A 21,607-nucleotide genomic window follows, 5' to 3' on the forward strand; every position below is an offset into this window, starting at 1 on the left:
TTGATTTTAGAATCAATTTGATGCGAGTATAGCTCAGCTGGTAGAGCGCGACCTTGCCAAGGTCGAGGTCACGAGTTCGAACCTCGTTACTCGCTCCAAATTGGTTTTTGCTGCAACGTAGAAACCCGATGCCCGGGTGGTGGAATTGGTAGACACAAGGGATTTAAAATCCCTCGCTAGTAATAGCGTGCCGGTTCAAGTCCGGCCCCGGGCACCACTTATTTGAGTTAAGCCTCACAAAAAGCCATTGGCAGCGAGTATAGTGCAACTGCTCGAAGTAACCTTTAGTTACTAAGCTAAAAAACGGTTGAAATGGAATGCGAGTATAGCTCAGCTGGTAGAGCGCGACCTTGCCAAGGTCGAGGTCACGAGTTCGAACCTCGTTACTCGCTCCAATTTTTAGGAAAAATAATTAATAATTTGGTTTCACCAAGCCAGAACTACTATCTTTAAGAGTTAGAACCAATTATTTATCCAGCTTCATTATGAAGACATTGGCGGAATGGCAGAGTGGCCATGCAGCGGATTGCAAATCCGTCTACCTCGGTTCGACTCCGGGTTCCGCCTCCATTATCGAAAGATAATACTCTCCACATGCGAAAGCAGCCCGATGCCCGGGTGGTGGAATTGGTAGACACAAGGGATTTAAAATCCCTCGTCAGTAATGACGTGCCGGTTCAAGTCCGGCCCCGGGCACCACTTTATATCAAATTTAATCCCTTATAATTCTAAGCATATTTTTAGCTAAATTTACTTTGCTTTGCATCATCTGATGTTTTAGGATCAGACCCACGATGGAATACAAGTTTAACACTTTGAAAAACGCACTGATTTTTACTTTATTACTGGTTTTCAGTAAGGCTATTCTAGCCGTTGAAGTGACCGACCTTTATCAATATAAAGCGGTAGTTGATGATAAATCTCAAGCGCAACAACGCCGAGCAAACCGTGTTGGTTTTATTGGTGTGCTTGAAAAAGTATCCGGCCGCAGTATTGATAAATCACACCCAGCAATTGGTGATGCGTTTAAAAACCTGTCTCGCTTTGTACTCAAATACGAGTATGAAGAGTCTTTATACCAAACGTATTTAAAAATTCGTTATCAGCCACAATTAATCGACGGCGTACTTAATGAGATGGAAATCCCGATTTGGGGTAACCGCAGACCGCTGACGTTAATTTGGCTTGCAATTGAAGAAGACGTGCAACGCTCATTAGTCACCAAAGAAGACTACCCACAAATTTTTCACTTACTCGATACTAATAGTAATAATGCAGGCTTACCGATTGTTATGCCGTTACTTGATCTCGAAGATCGTATGAATTTAACGGTTACAGATGTGTGGGCTAACTTTCCGCAGCAAATTTTAAATGCGTCGCGTCGTTACGAACCTGAAGTAATTGTGTCGGCAAGGCTGTATCAACGCGAGAATGTATGGCATTTGGATTGGCAATTTACCAACCAAGGCACATTCCAATTACACCAGCTTAAGGGTGACAAACTCACGATTATCGGAGAGCTTGTTAGTAGTATTTCAACGCAAATCGCCAAGCAGTATGCATCACTTAGTGAAACTGAGGTTACCAGCAGTGTGTCAGTACGCTTTTTTGGTGTAAAAGGTATTAAACAGCTTGAAGCGTTAAAAACTCGCTTACGTACGCTTACCCAAGTTGATGAATTAGATATAAGTTTCCGTCAAGGGGAACGTGTGGATTTAGTGCTATATCTTAATGCGCACGTAGATAGCTTGAAAAAAGCGCTACAATTGGATTCACAATTTGAGATTATTTTTGATCCATTTAGTCATCAAAGTACACAACAACTTGAGTATCAATGGCTAAGCCAGTAATGAGTGAATATCAACAAATGGCGTTGCCGGTAACATTGCCGGACGACGAAACATTTATGAGCTTCTTTGGCGGTGAAAATTCCCATGTTGTTAAACAACTTGAAGTGGGATTAACACAACTGCAAACAATGCCATTTAATTATGTGTACTTGTGTGGTTTTTCCGACTCAGGTAAATCACATTTACTGTATGCAACGTGTATTCGCGCACAGGAGCTCGGTTTATCGTGCTTTTTGTTATCCTGTAAAGATCTCGCTTGGCTTGACCCTCACGTACTTGACGACCTAGAAAAGCTCGATGTTATTTGCATTGATGATATTCAGCAAGTAGCAGGCGACCCACTGTGGGAAAAAGCGCTATTTAACTTTTTCAATCGCTTCAATAGTGAAGGAAAAATGTTAGTAGTAGCAGGGGATTTACTGCCTAATATGCTTAATATTGCATTGCCAGATCTCGAATCGCGACTCAACTGGGGCACCACTTTTCAAATCCGCTCGATGAGTGATGATGATAAAGCCGAAGCGTTAGTAAAACGTGCGAAAATGCGTGGCCTAACACTCACTGAAGAAGCGACACGTTTTTTATTGTCACGCGTTAGTCGTGATATGCGTGCATTACTGGATATTTTAGATAAGCTTGATCATGCTTCAATCGTTGAACAGCGCAAGCTTACCATTCCGTTTATTAAGTCTATTTTAGATCTATAAAGCATGAGCACGTTTTGAAAAATAGTGCTCGTGTCTATTTTATTTGTAACACAGGCATCGATGCGAGCGAAACGCAGCAAAGACTGTGTTGAAAATCAAAATATAAGCTCGCTATCTATTAAATCTTCAGCTTAGTTCTAAATTGTTTTTTATCGCAATATACGACCACTAAATTAGTGCAATCGAAATAAGCCAAAAAAAACCACCTAAAATTAACAATAACGTGCCTTTTTAACCATTATCGCTCTAGTAAAAACAATTGTTTTTCGGGTATCATAATGGGCTAATTTTTATTAAAAAATGTTACGTTAATCGATAGTTAAACGTTACGAGAAATCAAGCCAACTCAATGTAATATTGAGCTGGTTGGCAAAAACGAGTGAAAAGCCCTTATGAATTTAGAAGCAATCTTGGCTGAAGCCCTTGAAGCTGTTGAGAAAGCCAGTGAAATCGCTCATTTAGAAGATGTGCGCGTAAATTACCTAGGTAAAAAAGGCGAAATTACTAGCCTATTAAAAAGCCTTGGTAAAATGGACCCAGAAGAACGTAAAACTGCAGGTCAGGTAATTAACCAAGCAAAGCAGCAAGTTCAAGAAAAAATCAATGCGAAGCGCGAAGCGCTTCAAGAAAAAGCATTAGCAGAGAAGCTAGCAAAAGAAACTATTGATGTGACGCTACCGGGTCGTACTCAACCGACTACGGGTCTACATCCTGTAACACGTACTATCGAACGAATTGAAAGCTTTTTTGGTGAGCTAGGTTTTGCTGTTAAATCTGGTCCGGAAGTGGAAGACGATTTCCATAACTTTGACGCGTTGAATATTCCTGAACATCACCCAGCACGTGCTGATCACGATACCTTCTATTTTAATCCAAAGCTGGTATTGCGTACGCAAACAAGTGGTGTACAAATCCGTACTATGGAAGCGGAACAACCACCACTGCGTATCATTTCACCGGGTCGTGTATACCGTAATGATTACGACCAAACGCATACGCCAATGTTCCACCAGGTAGAAGGCTTGATGGTTGATAAAAACGTAAGCTTCACAGAGCTTAAAGGGATTTTGCACGATTTCTTACGTAACTTTTTTGAAGAAGATATGGAAATCCGTTTCCGTCCTTCGTACTTCCCATTCACTGAGCCATCAGCAGAAGTGGACGTGAGAGGTAAAAACGGTAAATGGTTAGAAGTATTAGGCTGTGGCATGGTTCACCCAAATGTACTTCGCTCTGTTGGCATCGATCCTGAAGAATACACAGGTTTCGCATTTGGTATGGGCGTTGAGCGCTTAACCATGTTGCGTTACGGCGTAAATGACTTACGTGCATTTTTCGAAAACGACTTAAAATTCCTAAACCAATTCAAGTAAGAGTGAAGTAACAATGAAATTTAGTGAAAAGTGGCTAAGAGAATGGGTAAACCCAGCAATTGATACTGATGCACTTTCTGAGCAACTGTCGATGGCAGGCCTTGAAGTGGATGGTTTAGACGCCGTTGCCGGTGATTTTTCAGGCGTTGTTATTGGTCAAGTGGTTGAATGTGGCCAACACCCAGATGCAGACAAATTACGCGTAACTAAAGTAGATGTTGGCGAAGACGAACTACTTGATATCGTTTGTGGTGCTGCAAACTGTCGCCAAGGTTTAAAAGTAGCGGTTGCTAAAGTTGGCGCGGTATTACCGGGCGATTTTAAAATTAAGAAAGCAAAATTACGCGGTCAACCTTCTCACGGCATGTTATGTGCGTTCGAAGAGTTAGGTATGGCTGAAAGCTCAGACGGCATTTTAGAGTTACCTGAAGACGCAGTAATTGGCACAGATATTCGCGAATACTTCGGCTTAGATGATGTGACTATTGACGTTGATTTAACGGCAAACCGCAGTGATTGTCTTGGTATTAAAGGTCTTGCACGCGAAGTAGGCGTATTAAACAGCCTTGACGTTACTAACGTTGAAATTACGCCGGTTACACCGACAATTGATGACAAAATTGACATTGAATTAGTTAATCCTGAGTCATGTCCTCGTTATTTAGGTCGTGTAATTAAGGGCATTAACCTAAACGCTGAATCACCACTTTGGATGGTTGAGAAATTACGTCGTAGCGATATTCGTTCAATTGATCCTGTGGTTGATGTAACAAACTACGTATTACTCGAACTTGGTCACCCAATGCACGCGTTTGACTTAAACGCAATTGAAGGTGGTATTAAAGTACGTAACGCAAATCCAGGTGAAGAGCTTGTATTACTTGACGGCAATACGGCAAAGCTAAAAGAGAACACGCTGTTAATTGCTGATGACCAAAAAGCACTTGCGATGGCTGGTATCTTCGGTGGTGAGAAATCAGGTGTTACCGAAACAACACACGATATCTTATTAGAAAGTGCTTTCTTCAGCCCGCTGGCAATTGCAGGACAAGCGCGTAGCTACGGTTTACATACGGATGCATCGCACCGTTATGAACGCGGTGTTGATTACAAACTTCAGCATGACGCAATGGAGCGTGCAACCCAACTATTACTCGATATTGTTGGCGGTGAAGCAGGCCCTGTAGTTGAAGCTGTATCTGAAGCGCACCTACCAAAAGCTAAATCAGTGACATTGCGTCGCGCACGTTTAGACCGTGTTATCGGCTACCACATTGATGATGCTACGGTAACAAATATTCTTACCCGTTTAGGTCTAACAGTTAGCTTTGAAAATGACACATGGCAAGCTGATGTACCAAGTTACCGTTTTGATATTTCAATTGAAGAAGACTTAATTGAAGAAGTCGCACGTGTATTTGGTTACAACAATATTCCAAACGTAGCACCAACAGCGAAATTGGCGATGACAGATCACCAAGAAGCCGTGCTGCCGCTTAAGCGTTTTCGCAATGAATTAGTAAGCCGTGGTTACCAAGAGGCAATCACCTACAGTTTTGTTGACCCTAAAGTACAAAGCTTACTACACCCAAGTGCTGATGCGCTGGTATTACCGCACCCAATTTCAATTGAAATGTCGGCAATGCGCGTAAGCTTATTACCTGGCTTATTAGGCTCTGTGGTATATAACCAAAACCGTCAGCAATCACGTATTCGCCTATTTGAATCAGGCTTAAAGTTTGTTAAAAACGATGCCGCTGAAAATGGTGTTGAGCAAACGCAAATTATTGGTGGTGTGATTTACGGTAACACGCATAACGAACATTGGGGTATCGCATCAACACCAGTCGACTTTTTTGATGTAAAAGGCGACGTTGAAGCACTGTTAAACCTAACTGGTGATATGGCGAATATTTCGTTTGTTGCTGAGCAAAATGAAGGTTTACACCCAGGTCAATCAGCTTCGATTATAAGAAATGGTAAAAAAATTGGTTACTTAGGCTGTATTCACCCAGAAATACAGTCTAAACTAGGAATTAACAATCAAGTTTTTGCCTTTGAAATCGAGTTGTTAGGTTTAGAAAACCGTGTATTACCTGAAGCGGTTGAGGTTTCTAAGTTCCCATCTAACCGACGCGATATTGCGATTGTTGTTAAAGATTCGGTAAATGCTGGTGATATTTTAGAGTCAATTAAAAAAGTTGGCGGAAATCAACTAGTTGACCTAAACTTATTCGACGTGTATAAGGGCAAAGGAGTTGAGGCTGATCACAAGAGTTTAGCGATTGCATTAACACTGCAAAATTCAGAGCGAACCCTTGAAGAGAAAGACATCAACTCAATTGTAGACTTAGTGGTGGCCGAATTGGCTGAACAATTTAACGCATCGTTGAGGGACTAGATTATGGCGCTTACAAAAGCCGACATAGCTGAACACCTATTTGTAAAACTGGGTATTAACAAAAAAGACGCTAAAGACCTTGTCGAAAGCTTTTTTGAAGAGATTCGTACTGCACTAGAAGCAGGCGAGCAAATTAAGCTTTCTGGCTTTGGTAATTTTGATCTTAGAGATAAGAAAGAGCGTCCGGGGCGCAACCCTAAAACGGGTGAAGATATTCCAATTTCTGCACGCAGAGTTGTTACATTCCGCCCAGGTCAAAAACTGAAGACACGCGTAGAAGTTGGTACCAGTAAAGACTAACCAAGCGTATGTATGAAGCCAATTCGAAAAAGCCTGCTTAATGCAGGCTTTTTTATTTGCTCTTTACTAGGGTCTGTTGACCTTTCAAGTTCATTTTTGCAGCAGTTTGATTGGGTTTTATACAAGGCAGAGGCTGCGTGGCATAGTTATTCTATGTGAGTCAGCCGATAATACAGTAGAAAAGCCAATCAAGCGCTGCCGAATGGTTCTTTTGAGCGCACTTTTCTCATTGTTGCTCGATATTTGCTTAGATTACTAGGCCACACATCGAGCGCCGCGATAAACGCACGCTCAAAAAGAACAAAAATAGAACAGCAAAGGTCAGCAGACCCTACAAGCAATCGAATTTTACTTGATGTAAAAACCTTATCGTGGCGACGTGAAATTACCGTCTTCAATACGCGATAGGGTATCTGCCGCAAGATTTGCGAGCTCACTTAATGATTTACCTTGATTCGTAAGCTCATATTCAAGCGGTGCTAAGTCAATATTTTGCACGCCAGCTTCTTTTGCTACTAATGCCCAAATATAAGAAAGCTTATGCTCTTCCATTTGATAAAACATATTTGTCAGAGCGGTGTAGATTTCTGGCTTGGCTTCGTTGCCAGCCGGGTTTAACTCAAGCGCATGGTAAAGCTTATCTATTGCCAAATCGCTATCAAACTTAGTGTAGTAAGTAGCTAATTTGTATTGGAATTCAGACGTTTCTAACTCACGTTTTTCATCCATTGCAATCAGTGATTGAATGGCGCCTTCGTCACCATTTCGTGACCAGTGATAGAATAGCAGGTGTGGATATTGTGAATTTCGCGTTTCTTTCGATAAACGGTTTATCTCTTTTAGTGCAGTGAGGTGACCATTTACGCGCGACGTGGTTTTTTCTTTTAGTTTAATGTGTTCAATGCTAGCTGCTAACTCAACACATTTCGCATAATCGTGAAATGCGCTGAGTAGTTTGTATTTAGTTGCATCATCAGGCGTTTTTGATTCTGCATAACGCCCTAAAATAACGTCGGCACGCTCGGTATTACAATGGCTGTCGGTATTAAGATCGGCGCAAAACTGGCTATTTTCGTCACAAATTTCACGAATACTTTTGGCATTGTCGCAGCCAACGAGAAGAGAAAGCAAACAAAGTGCAGATAGTTTTTTTAACACAATTTAATGACATAACTACAATAGGATGTTCTAAGCTTAGCGAATCCTTTGCTTAAATGTAATAGTGCATTGGTCATAATTCGCATAAATTTGTTTTCGCTCAAGGGGATTATCGGTACGCGGCAAAAGTCTGATATTGAAATGGTGGAAAAAACAATGTTTTTCAATTAGAATGCACGCGTCTAAAGCACTTCTCACAATTAACGCTTTAGGCTATCCGTTCAAAATTTTACGTTTAGGTAGACAAAATGACCTCATCTCACGAGCAAGATTATCTGAATAGCTGGCAGGAACGCCAAGACTTCGCTGAAAGCATGCAACCAATTATTGGTAAGCTTTACCGTAACCGTGGCATCGAGATTGCCATCTACGGTCGTCCACTAATTAATGCAAGCACAATTGACGTTATTAAAGCACACAAAACTGTTGCACAATTTGAAGACAGCAAACTACGTCTTCGCGAAAGCTTCCCGTTTTTAGAAGCTATCGACAAAATGGAACTGACTTCAGCACGTATCGATTTAGGTAAACTAGCTTATGCTTATATCTATAAAAATGCGGGTGAAGGTCGTTCAATCGAAGAGTACCTAGCAGCAGAACTTGCTGAAATCCACAATAAAGAAGACAAAATTGAACCGCGCGACGTAGTCCTTTACGGTTTCGGTCGTATCGGTCGTTTATTAGCACGTCTTCTAATCGAGAAAAGTGGTCCTCACACAGATTTACGTTTACGTGCAATTGTTGTACGTGGCGGTAAAAAAGGCGACCTTGAAAAGCGTGCAAGCTTATTACGCCGCGATTCAATTCATGGTCCTTTCAACGGCTCAATCACTGTTGATAATGAGCGTAATGCAATTAAAGCAAACGGTAGCTACATTCAAGTTATCTACGCTAACTCGCCAAGCGAAGTAGATTACACGCAATACGGCATTGAAAATGCGCTTGTAGTTGATAACACAGGTATCTGGAAAGACGAAGATGGCCTTGGTCAGCATTTAGCGGCAAAAGGTGCGTCAAAAGTACTTCTTACAGCACCAGCTAAAGGCAATATCAAAAACGTTGTTTACGGCGTAAATAACAAAGATATCCTGTCTGAAGATACAATTATCTCAGCAGCAAGCTGTACAACAAATGCGATTACGCCAACGCTAAAAGCATTAAATGACAAGTTCGGTATTAAGAACGGTCACGTTGAAACAGTTCACTCGTACACGAACGACCAGAACTTAATTGATAACTATCACAGCGCTGAGCGCCGTGGCCGTGCTGCGGCACTTAACATGGTTATCACGTCAACGGGTGCTGCAAAAGCAGTATCTAAAGCATTACCTGAGCTTGAAGGTAAGCTTACAGGTAACGCTATTCGCGTACCGACACCAAATGTGTCAATGGCAATTCTTAACCTTAACCTTGAAACTGCAACATCAGTTGAAGAGTTAAACGAATTCCTACGTGAAACCGCACTTTACTCAGATTTACGTGATCAAATCGATTACACTGCATCTACTGAAATCGTATCAACTGACTTAGTTGGTAGCCGTTATGCAGGTGTTGTTGATTCACAAGCAACGATTGTTGATGGTGATCGCGTAGTACTTTACGTTTGGTACGATAACGAGTTTGGTTATAGCTGTCAGGTTGTTCGCTGTATGCAAGATATGGCTGAAGTAACACACCCAAGCTTACCTCGTTAATCTAATTTTTTATCTAAAAGCCGGCCATTGTGCCGGCTTTTTTATTCAATTACTCGCATATTGTTTCAGCCCACTCGTTATTTTGATAGGCTTAAAGCTATTGTGCGTTAGGGAACACAGTTTATGAGAATTACAAGCCAATTCGATAGCGGTAATATTGAGGTACTTAGCCTTGAGAACCGTGAAGATATTCAATTAAAAATTAAAAATGACAACCAGTCTGAATTTTTCCAGTGGTTTCACTTTAAATTAGAATCACAAATTGATTTATTACATCGTTTGACGATTGTTGATTTAGATAAATCAGCGTACCCAGAGGGGTGGGTTGATTACCAAGCAGTTGCATCGTATGACCGTCAAACATGGTTCCGAGTACCAACTAAGTTTGAAAATAACCAATTAGTTATCGAGTTTACACCAGAGTGCGAACAAGTATATTTCGCATACTTTGCACCATACAGCTATGAGCGCCATCAAGACTTACTTTCTTGGGCGCAATCACACGAAAGCTGTACCATCGAAACATTAGGTGAAACACTTGATGGCCGCGATATTAGCGTATTACAAATCGGCGAACCTGCTGATGATAAGAAAACAATTTGGATGATCGCCCGTCAGCACCCTGGTGAAACCATGGCAGAGTGGTTCATTGAAGGTGTGCTTCACAAACTATTGGATGACGAAGACGCACATGCCGCTGCACTATTAAATAAAGCGGTTTTCTATATTGTGCCTAATATGAACCCAGACGGTAGTGTACGTGGTCACCTTCGTACCAATGCGGCGGGCGTTAACCTAAACCGTGAATGGCAAACACCATCAATCGAAAAGAGTCCAGAAGTATATTTTGTACGCGAAAAAATGTTCGCTACCGGTGTTGATATGTGTCTTGATGTACACGGCGATGAAGCGATTCCGTTTAACTTCTTTGCGGGCAGTGAAGGCATTCCACGTTACGATGCGCGCTTAAAAGACCTAGAAGATAGCTTTAAAGCGGCGATGTTTGTTACTACACCAGAGTTCCAAGATGAACATGGTTATCCAAAAGATGAACCAGGTCAGGCAAATTTAACTGTGGGTTCTAGCTGGGTGGGCCAAGAATTCAATTGTTTGTCTTACACAATTGAAATGCCATTTAAAGATAATAATAATTTACCAGATCTTGATTACGGCTGGTCAGATCGCCGTTCGTATTCATTTGGACAAGACACACTTGCAGCAATCGTAAGTGTGGTAGATAAACTACGATAATAAAAACAGGGGAGCTTATACCAATTCACTTAAATAGCTGGTCATTTTAGCGGGTTAAATATCATGCTAACTGCGTTTGAATTTATCAATGTAGAACAACTACATAAGAAAAATTCTGCCTTGTTATCATTTTATTTCTCCAGCGCTAGTTCTGATCACATACTTAACAGAATTGGTATTGCTCCCCAAAAAAATAATAACAAGAGGAACAAGTTGTGGAAGCATTTGGCAATTTTTTAGATATGCTAGATGGTATGTTAGGGAGTGCCTTTTGGTTTCCTTACGTGCTACTAGGGGTTGGTCTATTTTTTACCATTTACTTAAAATTTCCACAGGTGTTGTATTTTAAACACGCCTGGAAAATTGTAAGTGGTAAATACGATAAAAAAGAACACGAAGGTGATACTACGCACTTCCAAGCGTTAGCAACAGCGCTTTCAGGTACCGTGGGTACGGGTAACATCGGTGGTGTCGCACTGGCAATATCAATTGGTGGTCCAGCGGCGCTTTTCTGGATGTGGATGACTGCGTTTTTCGGTATGACAACCAAATTTGTTGAGGTAACGTTATCTCATAAATACCGTGTTAAAACAGAAGACGGCACTATGGCCGGTGGCCCAATGTACTACATGGACCGTCGCTTAAATATGAAATGGCTAGCGGTACTGTTTGCAATCGCAACCGTAATTAGCTCATTTGGTACAGGTTCACTGCCACAAATCAATAATATCGCCCAAGGTATGGAAGCAAGCTTTGGTCTTGAACCGATGCTAACGGGTGGCGTTTTAGCAATTTTATTAGCACTGGTTATTTTAGGTGGTATTAAACGTATTGCGGCAATTACTTCACGCGTTGTGCCATTTATGGCAGCCGTTTATATCATTGGTGCGTTTGGCGTAATTTTTTATAACATCGAAAATATCGGCCCTGCATTTGCCTCGGTATTTACTAATGCCTTTACCGGCTCTGCAGCAGCAGGCGGCTTTATTGGTGCGTCATTTGCCTATGCGTTTAACCGTGGTGTAAACCGTGGTTTATTCTCAAACGAAGCAGGTCAAGGTTCTGCGCCAATTGCCCACGCCTCAGCGAAGGCGGATGAGCCAGTATCTGAAGGTATGGTGTCAATTCTTGAACCGTTTATCGATACAATTATTATTTGTACGTTAACGGGTCTTGTAATTTTATCATCAGGCGCGTGGACAGAAAAATTTGATACACGTTTTGAACGTACCAGCATGGAATTTATCGATGGTACATATCATGAGCGTGTTGATGCACAGCGCAACGAACTTTACGCGTATTTAAATGGCGGTGAGTCAAGCGTTAAGCCGTTTAATGGTACGCTAAATGTTGTTGAAGGTAAGGCTGTAAATCAAAACTTTACCGTGTTACATAATCGTTCGGTGGGTGAGAAAATTCGTTTCTTACTTGATGGCGACCACTTGCATACCGGTACAATTGTTATCAAAAAAGGTAAAATTGTTGATAAAAGTATCGTTGTTAAGGGTAAGTCGCTTGTACACTCAGCAGAGCTAACAACGCTTGCATTCCAGCGAGGCTACTTTGGTGAAAATGGTCAATACATTGTATCGATTGGTTTATTACTATTCGCGTTTTCTACGGCAATTGCATGGTCTTACTATGGTGACCGCGCAATGACCTATTTACTAGGATCTCGTTCAGTAATGCCTTATCGCGTATTTTATGTAGCAGCGTTTTTCTGGGCATCATTTGCAGACACCACTTTAGTGTGGAAATTGGCGGCAGTTGCCATTGTTGTAATGACCTTACCTAACTTATTCGGCATTATGTTGCTGCGTAAGGAAATGAAACAGTCAGTAGATGACTATTGGGTGAAGTTTAAAAAAGACAACAGCCAAGAAAAAGAGTAAAATAGAAGGCGCCTTAAGGCGCCTTTTTTATTAGTTTAATGGAGCAGTAAATGGCGAGGATAAGTTGTCCAGCGTGTAGCAAACCGATTTCCGATAAACATAAAGTATGTCCACATTGTGATACTGCTGTAGCAGGGCTTGATGATCATGAAAGAGCAAGGCTCGCTGGTCGTCGTTACGTTAAGCGTAAGCAAGCGCTGCTCAATCAGTCATTTGTTGCATTGATTATTTTCTTAGGCGGTTTTTTGTACCTTTACTCACGAGAGCCAGCTGCAGATAGCATCGAACAAATGACAACCTATGGCGCCATTGCTGTGGGTTTTATCTGGTACCTTATTAACCGTATTCGCATCATTTTATTGAAAAAGTCTTAGCATGAACATTGAACATTTAGTTAACACCTTAACGCCAGAAATTTTCGAACGCCTTGAGTACGGCGCTGCAACCGGAAAGTGGCCAGATGGCACGCCACTGTCTGATGAGCAACGAGAGCAAACTGTTCAGCTAGTGATGTTGTACCAAGCAAAAGTAGCTAAAACCAATGAGCAATTCACGATTGGTGAAGATGGCCAGATGGTGCAAAAGTCAAAAGCAGAATTAAAGAAAGAATTCAGTCCTAAAAATGAGATCGCAAGGTTCGCGCAAGATGATATTTAGTAGTTTATTCACGCCGAAATGGAAAAGTAAAAAAGCATCAGATCGTTTATTAGCAATTAGCCAACTTGATGCCAATAAAGTAAAAGATAATACAATCTTAAACCAGTTAGCTAATAATGATGACGACGACAAGGTTAAGATTGCAGCATTAAAACGCATTAATGACATTAGTTTATGGTGGCAAACATATAAACAAGAAAACAGCCAGCCAGTTGTTAGTGCAGCTGAAAAAGAAATTTTTAATCAGCTTGAACAAAAAAAGCCAACTAACGATGAACTCGAGTTACTGGTAAAACGTTGTGATAAAACCCAACAATTAGAAGCGTTACTGCCACTAGTAAACGATTTTAATGTGCAAGTTTCGTTACTAAAGCGAATCGGTAAAAAGCCGTTAATCACAGATTTCTTTGCTCACGCCAGTGATTCGCAACAACTGGAGTTAGTTCCAGTTATGCAGCAATATCAATTAGATAAAGCATTGTTGAAGCATGCAAAACCAGCACTTGCTGAACAACTAAAACAACAAGAAGAAACGCGTAAATGCGAAGCGCTTAAACCAATCGAGGTGAATAAGGCAAGTACATTAGTATTGGCTAAACTAAACGCATTGCGCGATAAGTTTGATTTTGTAAAGTGCGATACCGAATACAAACAACTTGAAGCCCAGTGGCAGCAGCTTGAATTAGATTACTTAGACGATAAGCAAAGTGTGGTTGCTAAATACCAAGATATTACGGCAAAAGCACAAAAGCATTTAGTTGGTTTAAAAGCCAAGTTTGATGAAGAACAAGCGGCTAAGTTAAGACAAGATAAAATTAAGTCAATAAAGCAAACAAGCGTAAGCTTGAAAGAACGCGGTGAAAATGCGCTAGATGCGCTATTGCTTGAACCGACAGCTGATAATGTATCAGCACTAGAAACGGCATTATCAGCAATGAATGCGCATCAAGCAGAGCTAGATAGCTTATCACAAAGCGATAGTGACTTTACTAAGTTCACTCAGCGTTTAACAGCGCAATGTGCTGAAATAAAAGATGTTATTGAGTCATTGCCTGCGATTGCTGAGCAAGTTAATTTAGGTAAAACATTAATTTTTGCAAGTGACTTACAAGGGCTTGATGAAGCGCAAGAAGCTAAGTCTCAGTGGTATAGCACCACGTCAGATATGCTAAAACAGTTACCAAAACCGTTATTGCAAAACTATCAAAAGCAAATGCGCGAAATGGATAAGCACTGGAAAGCGTCGCATCAAGACCTGCTTAAAGAAGTTAAATCGCTTCAGCAGGATATAACGAAACAGCTTAAAGATATCAAACGTTTAATTGACGCGGGTCGCTACAAGGTGTGTTTTGGTATTTTTAAAGGTGTACAAGAAAATATTGAAAAGCTACCTAAGTCATCACAACAAAAGCTTGAAGCAGAATATCAACTTGTTGATCAAGAATTAACGAAGGTAAACGAGTGGCAACGTGAAATTAGTTTGCCGAAACGTCATGAGTTAATTGAAGAAGTTAAGCAGAAAATTGCACTAAATGATGTAGATATTGCCGAGTTAAGCCAATGGATTAAGGTAGCACGTAAACGTTGGAACGAACTTGGCTACATTGCAACGGATGAAGAAAAAACGCTAGATGAAACTTTTAATCAACAGTTAGAAATCGCGTTTACGCCGTGTCGAGAGCACTATGCTGCACTTGAAGCCGCTCGCGAACAAAATGTTGTGACACGTAAAAATCTGATTGTGCAATATCAAGCGTTAGCAGATAGCGTAAGTACGCTAACACTAAAAGAGGTAGAAAAGCAGTATAAGCAGCTTAAGCAAAATTGGCGTAATGCGGGCGAAGTTGATAACAAAAATTATAAACAGCTGCTTGCAGAGCTAAAACCGATTGATAACCAAATATTTGCGTTTATTAAAGCGGCGTATGCGGTTAATGCAGATACAAAAGCGAAACTCGTAAAAGAGGCTGAAGCCTGTTTAACAGACGATAATATTGAAAACGTGATTGAGCAATTAAAGTCATTGCAACAACGTTGGAAAGATATCGGTTTTGCCGGTAAAAAGCTTGAAAACCAGCTGTGGAATGAGTTTAGAGCAGTTAATGATCGTGCGTTTTCATTGCGCGACAGTGAGCGCCAAGCCAAGCGAGAGCAGCAAGACGAGAAACTCGTTTCGTTGCAAAGCGAGTTCACGCGCATTACACAAGACGTTGAATTAGATAATGTAGATTCACTAACAAACGCAATTTCAGCGCTAGCGAATTTGCGTGATGAACTGAAGCAGGCCTATTTACTGAAATCTCAGTTATCAAATGAAGTAAGCAGTACGTTGACTGAGTATGCAGCAAAGCAAGAAGTACTCAAAAACAGTAAAGATAAAGAAAAGCTAATTTCACTTTTTGAACAGCTTGAACAAAGTATCATCCCCGCGTCGTGGCAACAAAAAGTGCCTAGCGAGTTAACGCGCCAGCAAATTACTATTCGTATTGAATTGTTAAACGAAATGGGTTCTCCAGAATCTGATGATGCGGTACGACTGAGTGAACAAGTAACATTGCTTCAAGAAAAAGTGAATGGTGCTGCGTTAGATAATGAAACCTTGTTAAAGCAGTGGCTTAGTAAAGGTGAAATTGACAGTGAATCGTTAGCGCTGTTAGCACGCATTAAACCAGCGTTTGTATAATGGACTTTTAACTCTAAAAATTGAGTAAAGCCCGTTTTAAAAAGCCACGTTAGTGGCTTTTTTTATTGCCATTCCATTGTAGTTAACCAGAAGCAGAGCGGTGTTAGTACTTAGCTATTTAGACTTCGTTTATTCACATATTAGTTAAATAGTAAGTAAGTTAAAAACGTTAGAAAATGATAGTTATTTTCGACTGTTGCTGAGCTTTTTCTTTAGCCTTTTTAATTCGTCTTGTTGCAAGTCGATCAAATCCCTGTACTCTTCCTTGATTTGCTTGCGTTTGGTTTTAACCTCTCTTTTTAAGGCTGTTTTATCTTCTTTTGACATGTGCTTATCGAGCTGTGTTTTTAATTGTGCCAGCTCATTTAATCGCGCCTTTTTCAGTGCACTTATTTTATGCTCAACCCCTTTTATGTCGGATTTAATTTTCAGCACATGTTGTTTTTGGGTGTAGCGATCGATAGTGTCTTTTTTTGCGAAGGGCTTAGAGCTGGTGTTAACCGCTTTCAATGTCAGTGTTTGTTGTTGCTGTTTCGATTCACATGGAAATTGACTGAAAATAATGCCGTTTTCCGTTGTACATTTATAGTAATCCAGCGCTGAACATGTGAATGGAATAAAGAGTAGGGTGGTGAGTAGTTTCATTGCGATTCCCTCATAATCTAGTGACATCCTGTCTCGTCACTAGATTATAGAAAGAGAATAGCTATTGCTCAAATTGCTTTAATTTCTTCAGGCTTTGCACTAAAAATGGCACTTCAAGGTGACTATCAATCGCGAAGCCTTGCTGTGCTGATACTGTTTCATGTTTACCGTCAGACGTAAGCAAGGTTAGTTTATCTTTTTTATAGATAAGTAAGGTATTGCCACTAATATTCACACCTGTGTCGCTACCATTATACAGGTTGTTACCTAACGTCGTATTTTGCACGTTTTGGCAATTAAACGTGTTGGCAAGCACGGTTGTAATCACATCTTGTGGTGTGATAATGCCTGCAGGTGTAATGTGTGCAGCTGTATAAAGTGTTGATTTTGACCACGCATCTTCTTCGCTATTTGCCAGAGAAAATGCAAAATCTACAACGCTATTTTTAATGGTTGCAAGTTCGTCTTGTGTTTTCACATAGTGAACCGTTAAGCTGGCGTTTTCATCTTCTGCTAAGCGCGGAAGATTAATAAACGATGCATTAACGCTATTGCTCCATGCCGGTAAAATCCCCTGTGCACGAATCACTTTTTGATAGTAACTTGGCAAGCCATAAACTAGGTTGAAAAGTGATTCACGCTTATTTGCTGGCTGATAAAAGTTATCTGTGGCATTAAGCACTTTGTCGCTTAAATACTGATTTAATAATGCCTGGTTATCAAACACTAATATTTCTGCAGAAGCAGAATTTGTATTACAGGTTAGCGGTTGGTTTGGCGCAACATAAGTCACTTTTTCATTGGCAAAGCTAACATTCTGCGCTTCTTTGTATTCGTCTAAATCGACAAGTTGGTAACGCGCTAATAAACTTTTTGCTGTGGTTGGGTAAGAAAGCGGTAACACGTTATCTTGCTTGGTGATATCTAGCTTAACATTCGCATCAGCCCAAATATAAGTAGGTGACTGGCGACAAAGGCGACAATAAATACCGGAGAAATATAACGACGAAACGGTTTTTGTCTTAATTCTGTGAGGTGTCGCCACGTAAAGTTACTAGCAACGAGTTCAAAAAACAAAATTACAAAAATAATGCCACCCGCGATAAATAGCGAAAGGCTAGGATTAGTAGAAATTGTGTCACTGATCAAGGACACAATCTGTTCAAATACCTGCGGCGACAAATGATAGCCAAGTTGAAAATAAACATAGGCGTCTAATGCCAGAAGCGACATGGTGAAGGTTGCAATTACCGCAGCCATGCCCCGAATATGCCGCGGGTATGGAAAAATAAGACTGAGCGGAAAAATTGTCAGCACAAAGCATAAAAATGTCAAAAAGCTAATGTGACCTAGCCAGTTTAACAACAAGAATACTTTGCCGCTAAACGTCATCGGCATTGGGTCTGAAATTAAATAGAGGCTACTCACAATCAATGCAAATAAAATATTTGCAAAGGTGAACCAGTGGCCCCAGCTCAACAGTTTTGCCGCTTTAGACGAAAACGCTTGTTGTGATGACAAATTCATAGCGTTACTTTACGGAGTCTTTTAATGCTTGTGTAAAATTATCTATTAGGGCTTGTCGTTGTGCTGCCGGCACTTTTTCATTAATGATATGTGAAAGTGTATTGCCAAGACTCATTAGGCTTAAATCTAATGGCGCTTTGTGGGCTACAAGGGTTTTTAAAAGGTCATCAACAAGATTTTCTACTTGCTGGTCTGAATATTTTGATAAGATAGGCATCAATTAAGTTCTAATTTTATAAAATTACTCATATTTTAACATTTGAGGCGCGAAAAACAAAGATGACAGTGCAAGTAGAAAGACTCGTCGTTCACTATGTCGACAAAAAAGACGAAACAGTTGAAATTCATCTTCGTAATGATGAAATGCCAGTCAACGATAAGGTTAATGTGTTTATCGAGCAGTTACACCATGCCTACAACGGTAAGCCAGGAAAAGGCTTTTGCGGTTTTAGTCCAGAGAAAAACGGCGTGGTAAGTTCGAGTATTCAAAGTTATCGTCAAGGTGAAATGCATTTTTATCATTTAACTGAACAGGCTGCCGAGGTTTTAAAAGAAGAATTAAACAAATACGCGTTTAATGAAACGGGTTACCTTATTTTTTGTCACTACCGCTTTGTTGCCGACGACTATGTGATGATTGCATTAGTGAATGTAAAAGAGCATTACTCGATTAACCAAGAGCTCGACCTTACTTCGTCGCGTCATTTAGATATCGCGAAAATGCAGTTAGCGGCACGTATCGATCTTAACGGTATGGCAACAGCGCTTGAAGATAATCGTTATATTTCATTTATTAAAGGCCGTGCAGGGCGTAAAGTGGCCGATTTCTTCTTAGACTTTTTAGGCTGTGAAGAGGGAATTGATGCGCGTCAGCAATCGCAAGCAATGTTATCTGCGGTTGAAGACTATTTATCGGATAGACAATTTGATAAAACCGAAAAAGATGACTTACGCAAGCAAGTCTTTGATTATTGCTCAGACTGTGTTGCTACTGGCAGCGATGCTGACGTATCACAGTTATCAAGCACCATAAGTAAAGATGATGAAGTAAGCTTTGATAGCTTTTATAAAGAGCAAGCCTACGATTTAGAAGAGTCATTCCCAGTTGATAAAAAGACGGTAACGTCTATGGTGAAATTTTCTGGTCAAGGCAGCGGTGTAAGTGTGAGTTTTGAGCGCAAGCATTTAGGCGAACGTGTTTTATATGATAAGTACAGCGACACCTTAACTATAAAAGGAGTTCCACCTAACTTGAAAGACCAATTAGAACGTTTCTTTGAAGAAAACTAACGTGAATAAGTTTTAACTCGATCTGCCAGATTTGATTTACAGAGCTGAATCAAATCTGACAGTGAATAGCCGATTTGTGCCAAACTCGGCCGCTCGACACCTTTGTCTTTTGTTAGGTTTACTTAGCTCTTGATGCTACTTGGATCTGATTTTAGTTTGTTAAGTAGATGCTTTAATGCTTCACTTTCTGAATCAAACTCAACCCTTAAGTTTTTATTGCCTCTTTCGGTATAGAACACTTCCCATTTATTGCCTCGCTCACCTAAACAATATCTTTCATTTGAAGGTCCATTTAGCCAAAATGCTGATGAATTTATATTGAGTTCATCAATGTGCTCTAAAAACTCAAATCTATCCATCAACTGTCATTCGTGCTAACTCTAAACCTAATACACAACGAAAAACGACAGTTTTTCAGTAGGTTAATTCCTATTCTTCCATTGGAATTCATATCTTACCCAGCATTCATACAAAAATAAGAATAGAAATATTGGTAATAGCCCGAGTAAGCCTTTCCAAAAATATAGTATTACACTACCAACACCACCTAATGAAAAAAATGCTATTAAAAACCGCCCGTGATTATCATATGTCTTTTTGCTAATTTGATTAGTTTTCTGATTAAAGTAAAGCTCTAAACTCTCTAATGTACGTTGTTTTGAATAGAACAAATTAAGCCCTTTTTTCAATAAATACCAAATCAAGAACATTATGAACGCTGCTGGTGAAAACAAATTATACTTACTAACTTCTATCAATTTAGGATTCCATAACTGCATTACAGACAGCCAAAAGTCTTGTTGTAATAGCAGAATAAAGGAAATAGGTACAACAAAGCAGCTAAGAGCCCACGAGATGTCACTTAAAGCACTTTTATGTGGATCCTTTTCTGGGAATTCTCTCTTAACAAACATAAATGAGAAAAAATAAAAAAAACTCAGTAACTTCACAACTCTATTCTAAGCCTCTTTGAAATTTAAAATTGGGTCGTTTTGAATTTTGCATGTTGATGACAGTTTTAGCAACGTCTGCTATTCGCTCATTACTGCCGGATACATAATTAAATTCAGAGGGTTACTTCCGCTTTGTGCCAACAATTGTCATTCTTAACGCTTCAATATGGGGCGGACATATGCTTGGCCAAAATTAGCGATGAAGGAGCACAAGCCAAGCGTTTTGCGTCCATTCCATTATTGACTTGTAAGGTAATCAATTTGTTCCTGTACCGTGGCGATTGAGATCTCACTATACTTTTGCATTTTCATCAGACCAATTATTTTTTGCCAGCCTTGAATTGACTTAGAGTTAATATTTTTCACAATTTCATGTGCGATTTCAAAGTCGTAACCACTAATACCAACGGAGCTTAGAGAATTAAGAAATATATCGACATCTGTTCGTTTACCACTAAAGGTCGATACCATAAATGTCTTCCCGTCTTTCATTTCATGATATTCAAACCCGTGCTCCTGTCTGATAAGAAAAGCATTTCTACCATCTACATTAATTACATCAATAGCTTGATAGGGTGAAAAATTTGCTTTGAGCAAAACTAACATGAGTCTCTTTACAGCATCTTTTTGGGTGCCTACGTCGCTTAAATTTAAATTCTTGTAGTCGTCACAGTTAACATCATTAATAGAAACAGAAAAACTATTTTTTAAAGCATCAAACGCTGTATGACCAACTAGCTCGGGGTATTTATCTTGGTCTTCAATTACCCTAGAAAAAATAGTGTCAAAACTGATCGTTTGAATAGATTGTGAGGTTGATTTCTCACTAGACTTAAAAGTTAATTCAGGACTGCCTATCATTCCCATAGCAGTGGCTTCACTATTTGCCCCTGTTACTACAGGAATACTCAGGTTTCCCGTATTAAATAAATTTGTAGTTTCTTTAGTTTCGGGTAAATAAGTAGACCACGTAATGTCATATGAAGGTCTTTTTTCAATAGTTTTTTTAGTTTCAATGCATGCTTTGAAGATATCTTTTGCAAAGACATCGACAGACAACAAAAGCAGTACTGTCACTAGTAGTTGAAACTTCATGATTACCTAACAATTTAATATCGACCCATTGGGTCGTTTTTATGACGCGCCACGAGTCATTTTTATCATTGTACCAGTTCTACCACACTAACTAACTTGTTGCTACAGATATACTTTTAATCATTATTGAA

At 40.0% G+C, this 21,607-nt stretch carries 17 protein-coding genes, 5 tRNA genes and 1 pseudogene; 17 read left to right on the forward strand and 6 right to left on the reverse strand.

All coding sequences use genetic code 11. The features are described 5' to 3' along the window. Positions 1 to 22: 22 nt before the first annotated feature. The 10 genes from C2M30_RS08000 to ihfA all read left to right on the forward strand — a co-directional run bounded on the left by C2M30_RS08000 (position 23) and on the right by ihfA (position 6,631). A tRNA-Gly gene (locus tag C2M30_RS08000) sits at positions 23 to 98 on the forward strand. A gap of 32 nt (positions 99 to 130) precedes the next feature. After that, positions 131 to 217 (forward strand) — tRNA-Leu (locus tag C2M30_RS08005). Positions 218 to 319: 102 nt separating this feature from the next. Then, positions 320 to 395, forward strand: a tRNA-Gly gene (locus C2M30_RS08010). 101 nt (positions 396 to 496) lie between these two features. Further along, positions 497 to 570: transfer RNA gene (locus C2M30_RS08015), tRNA-Cys, on the forward strand. A gap of 42 nt (positions 571 to 612) precedes the next feature. Next, positions 613 to 699, forward strand: a tRNA-Leu gene (locus tag C2M30_RS08020). Positions 700 to 794: 95 nt separating this feature from the next. Next, on the forward strand, positions 795 to 1,850 hold the full coding sequence (locus C2M30_RS08025) for a DUF2066 domain-containing protein (RefSeq protein ID WP_100913497.1): 1,056 nt from the start codon (positions 795 to 797) through the stop codon (positions 1,848 to 1,850). Next, the gene (hda, locus tag C2M30_RS08030; RefSeq protein WP_010559932.1) at positions 1,850 to 2,557 is read left to right on the forward strand and encodes a DnaA inactivator Hda; all 708 of its coding nucleotides are present in this window, start codon (positions 1,850 to 1,852) and stop codon (positions 2,555 to 2,557) included. Before C2M30_RS08025 ends, hda begins: the two co-directional genes overlap by 1 nt. Positions 2,558 to 2,949: 392 nt before the next feature. Further along, positions 2,950 to 3,930 carry a phenylalanine--tRNA ligase subunit alpha gene (pheS, locus tag C2M30_RS08035; RefSeq protein ID WP_105171274.1) on the forward strand — a complete coding sequence of 327 codons (981 nt, stop codon included), beginning with the start codon at positions 2,950 to 2,952 and terminating at the stop codon, positions 3,928 to 3,930. 13 nt (positions 3,931 to 3,943) lie between these two features. After that, positions 3,944 to 6,331, forward strand: coding sequence for a phenylalanine--tRNA ligase subunit beta (gene pheT / locus C2M30_RS08040; RefSeq protein WP_105171275.1), 2,388 nt, complete (start codon positions 3,944 to 3,946; stop codon positions 6,329 to 6,331). Positions 6,332 to 6,334: 3 nt separating this feature from the next. Beyond that, positions 6,335 to 6,631, forward strand: coding sequence for an integration host factor subunit alpha (ihfA, locus tag C2M30_RS08045; protein ID WP_010559935.1), 297 nt, complete (start codon positions 6,335 to 6,337; stop codon positions 6,629 to 6,631). 366 nt (positions 6,632 to 6,997) lie between these two features. Here the strand turns inward: ihfA and C2M30_RS08050 are convergent, their stop codons facing one another. Then, the gene (locus tag C2M30_RS08050; protein WP_010559936.1) at positions 6,998 to 7,789 is read right to left on the reverse strand and encodes a DUF2989 domain-containing protein; all 792 of its coding nucleotides are present in this window, start codon (positions 7,787 to 7,789) and stop codon (positions 6,998 to 7,000) included. Between the two features lie 248 nt (positions 7,790 to 8,037). On the opposite strand from C2M30_RS08050, the gene C2M30_RS08055 reads away from it, so the two are divergent. The 6 genes from C2M30_RS08055 to C2M30_RS08080 all read left to right on the forward strand — a co-directional run bounded on the left by C2M30_RS08055 (position 8,038) and on the right by C2M30_RS08080 (position 15,966). Next, entirely contained in the window at positions 8,038 to 9,483 is a 1,446-nt protein-coding gene (locus tag C2M30_RS08055) for a glyceraldehyde-3-phosphate dehydrogenase (RefSeq protein ID WP_010559937.1), read from the forward strand. Positions 9,484 to 9,606: 123 nt separating this feature from the next. Beyond that, positions 9,607 to 10,734 carry a M14 family metallopeptidase gene (locus C2M30_RS08060; RefSeq protein ID WP_105171276.1) on the forward strand — a complete coding sequence of 376 codons (1,128 nt, stop codon included), beginning with the start codon at positions 9,607 to 9,609 and terminating at the stop codon, positions 10,732 to 10,734. Positions 10,735 to 10,949: 215 nt separating this feature from the next. After that, a complete protein-coding gene (locus tag C2M30_RS08065; RefSeq protein ID WP_100913493.1) occupies positions 10,950 to 12,626 on the forward strand; it encodes an alanine/glycine:cation symporter family protein in 1,677 nt (558 codons plus the stop codon). A gap of 50 nt (positions 12,627 to 12,676) precedes the next feature. After that, the gene (locus tag C2M30_RS08070; RefSeq protein WP_105171277.1) at positions 12,677 to 13,000 is read left to right on the forward strand and encodes a hypothetical protein; all 324 of its coding nucleotides are present in this window, start codon (positions 12,677 to 12,679) and stop codon (positions 12,998 to 13,000) included. Position 13,001: 1 nt separating this feature from the next. Then, entirely contained in the window at positions 13,002 to 13,283 is a 282-nt protein-coding gene (locus tag C2M30_RS08075; protein WP_010559941.1) for a YeaC family protein, read from the forward strand. Continuing rightward, a complete protein-coding gene (locus C2M30_RS08080) occupies positions 13,273 to 15,966 on the forward strand; it encodes a DUF349 domain-containing protein (RefSeq protein WP_158683352.1) in 2,694 nt (897 codons plus the stop codon). The genes C2M30_RS08075 and C2M30_RS08080 overlap by 11 nt, the downstream gene beginning before the upstream one ends. 183 nt (positions 15,967 to 16,149) lie before the next feature. Here the strand turns inward: C2M30_RS08080 and C2M30_RS08085 are convergent, their stop codons facing one another. The 3 genes and pseudogenes from C2M30_RS08085 to C2M30_RS08095 form a co-directional block, all read right to left on the reverse strand. Next, positions 16,150 to 16,611, reverse strand: coding sequence for a DUF4124 domain-containing protein (locus C2M30_RS08085; protein ID WP_105171279.1), 462 nt, complete (start codon positions 16,609 to 16,611; stop codon positions 16,150 to 16,152). Between the two features lie 61 nt (positions 16,612 to 16,672). After that, positions 16,673 to 18,138, reverse strand: a pseudogene (locus tag C2M30_RS21725) (DUF3413 domain-containing protein). A gap of 4 nt (positions 18,139 to 18,142) precedes the next feature. Continuing rightward, positions 18,143 to 18,355, reverse strand: coding sequence for a DUF1414 domain-containing protein (locus C2M30_RS08095; protein WP_010559945.1), 213 nt, complete (start codon positions 18,353 to 18,355; stop codon positions 18,143 to 18,145). Between the two features lie 62 nt (positions 18,356 to 18,417). On the opposite strand from C2M30_RS08095, the gene yejK reads away from it, so the two are divergent. Beyond that, positions 18,418 to 19,428, forward strand: a complete 1,011-nt coding sequence (yejK, locus tag C2M30_RS08100) for a nucleoid-associated protein YejK (RefSeq protein WP_105171280.1) — start codon at positions 18,418 to 18,420, stop codon at positions 19,426 to 19,428. Positions 19,429 to 19,550: 122 nt separating this feature from the next. On the opposite strand, the gene C2M30_RS08105 is transcribed toward yejK, so the two are convergent. Together C2M30_RS08105 and C2M30_RS08115 are read right to left on the reverse strand one after the other, a co-directional pair. Beyond that, positions 19,551 to 19,787, reverse strand: coding sequence for a hypothetical protein (locus C2M30_RS08105; protein ID WP_105171281.1), 237 nt, complete (start codon positions 19,785 to 19,787; stop codon positions 19,551 to 19,553). An 831-nt stretch (positions 19,788 to 20,618) separates the two neighbouring features. Further along, positions 20,619 to 21,476 (reverse strand): hypothetical protein, encoded by an 858-nt coding sequence (locus tag C2M30_RS08115; RefSeq protein ID WP_105171283.1) that lies wholly within the window; start codon positions 21,474 to 21,476, stop codon positions 20,619 to 20,621. Between the last annotated feature and the right edge of the window lie 131 nt (positions 21,477 to 21,607).

Source organism: Pseudoalteromonas sp. T1lg24 (genome assembly GCF_002964745.1).
Taxonomy (GTDB): Bacteria; Pseudomonadota; Gammaproteobacteria; order Enterobacterales; family Alteromonadaceae; genus Pseudoalteromonas; species Pseudoalteromonas spongiae.